Annotated in this window: 1 pseudogene; it reads left to right on the top strand. The window is 65.6% G+C overall.

Features of this window, described 5'->3' with window-relative positions:
• Nucleotides 1-25 precede the first annotated feature (25 nt).
• Nucleotides 26-2077, top strand: a pseudogene (locus HCK04_RS40100) (AAA family ATPase); the annotation flags it as partial.

The following is a 2077-nucleotide window of genomic DNA, read 5'->3' as shown; positions in this document are numbered from 1 at the left end:
CCCCGCTGGCGTGGAGTGGTGATTGATGAGTTCTTCGGATGAACGGTGCCCGGATGTGTCCTCGGTGGTGTCTGGGGGCGAGGGGGTGCACCTTGAGGCGTATGCCTCCGGTGAAGCCCGCGTCCATCAAGCGGGCCGGGACCAGCATTTCCACTACGGCGATGGGCTACGTGAGCGACAGCGCACCGAGGCTGGCAGGGTAACGCTGGAGTGCCCTTATCCGGGGTTGGCTGCGTTTGGACGTGAGCAGGCGCGGTGGTTCTTCGGCAGGGATGCCCTGGTCGCTGAACTGATCGCTCGCCTAGACGAACGCCTGCATGCGGGAGGCGTACAGGTAGTTGTGGGGCAGTCGGGCGCGGGGAAGTCCTCGTTGTTGCGGGCTGGGTTGCTGTCCAAGCTGGATGAGGGGGCCCTGCCGGGCTCGGGCCAATGGCCAAAGGTGGTGTTCACGCCCACCGCAGACCCCCTTCAGGCTCTGGCCGCACAGATTTCGTCCTTCACAGGCACCGAAACGGTGCGTGTAGCAGAGGAACTGGCTGAGGACCCGGATCGATGCGTTCCGATGCTGGGTGAGGTGCTGCGCAACCACATCGGCAGCGAGGATTCCGGTGCTCGCGTGGTGATGGTCGTGGACCAGTTTGAGGAACTGTTCACCCTGTGCACCGACGACTCGCGGCGGCGCGTGTTCATTGACTTGCTCACGCGACTGGTCGGCACGCGAGGCGATGCAGGCCATGAGGTGCAGCCTGTCGGGCTGGTTGTGGTGGGGGTGCGGGCAGACTTCTACGCCGCTTGCGCCCACTACTCACAACTGCGCCTTGCCTTGCAGGACAGTCCACTGGTGGTCGGGTCGATGTCGGAGGTGGAGTTACGCGAGGCGATCTTGTATCCGGCACAGGATGTGGGGCTGGACATCGAGCCGGGGCTGATCGAAGTGCTCCTGCGCGACCTGGGGACCGTGGTCGGCACCGATGAGGGTGGGACAGCCGGCTATGAGGCGGGGCGACTCCCGCTGCTGGCTCATGCGCTGCGGGCCAGTTGGCAGCAGCGGCACGGTGCCACTCTGACTGTGGCGGGCTATCGGACCACCGGCGGGATCCAACGCGCCATTGCCACCACCGCCGACCAGTTTTTCGCGCGCTTGGACGCCGCTGGGCAGCGGATGGCCGAATCGCTATTCCTCCGCCTCGTCAAGATCGGAGATGGAACCGAGGACACTCGACGGCGTCTATCCCGCTCCGAGTTGGTCGACAGGAGTGCCGATCCGCAGACGGCCACAGCGGTCGTGGATGCGTTCACTAATGCGCGACTGCTCACCCAGCGACAAGACACCGTCGAGATCACTCACGAAGCCCTGCTGCACAGCTGGCCCCAGTTGCGTCGTTGGATCGACAGTGACCGCGCCGGGCGGTTGATCCATCAGGATCTCGAAGAAGCCGCAGCGGCGTGGGACCGCGGGGGCCGCGACTCGTCTCTGCTGTATCGGGGAGGCCGCCTGGAGACCGCGCGCACCTGGGCTGAGACCGCTCCACACCATGATCTCAGCTCCGCCGCACGTGACTTTCTCTCAGCCTCCACCCGGCAGCAACGCCGTGCTGTACGGCTCCGCACGGGCACCATCGCCGTCCTCACAGTGCTGAGTCTGGTTGCCTCCACAGCCGCCGTTTTCGCCTCCCAGCAACAGCGCGAAGCGCTGCAGCAGCGAGACCTTGCCATCTACAACCGGGTGGTCGCTGAGGCGGACCAGCTAGGAGACACCGACGGTTCCCTGTCAGCCCAGCTGACCCTTGTCGCGCACCGCATGAGACCGGGCGACGAGACGTACACGCGGCTACTTACTACCGAAAACACCGCCCTTTCCACCCCCCTGACCGGCCATGCTTCCAGCGTCAACACAGTGGCGTTCAGCCCGGACGGGCATACCTTGGCCAGCGCTAGCGGCGACGGGTCTGTTCGGTTGTGGAATGTTTCTGACCCGGCCCGGGCCGTGCCGTTGGGCCGGCCCCTGAACGGCCACACCAACGTCGTCTTCTCGGTGGCGTTCAGCCCGGACGGGCATACCTTGGCCAGCGCCAGC

Source organism: Microbispora sp. CL1-1 (genome assembly GCF_012034195.1).
Lineage (GTDB): Bacteria > Actinomycetota > Actinomycetes > Streptosporangiales > Streptosporangiaceae > Microbispora.
The sequence above is the reverse complement of the archived record's forward strand: the minus strand, read 5'-3'. Positions and strand labels throughout refer to the sequence as shown.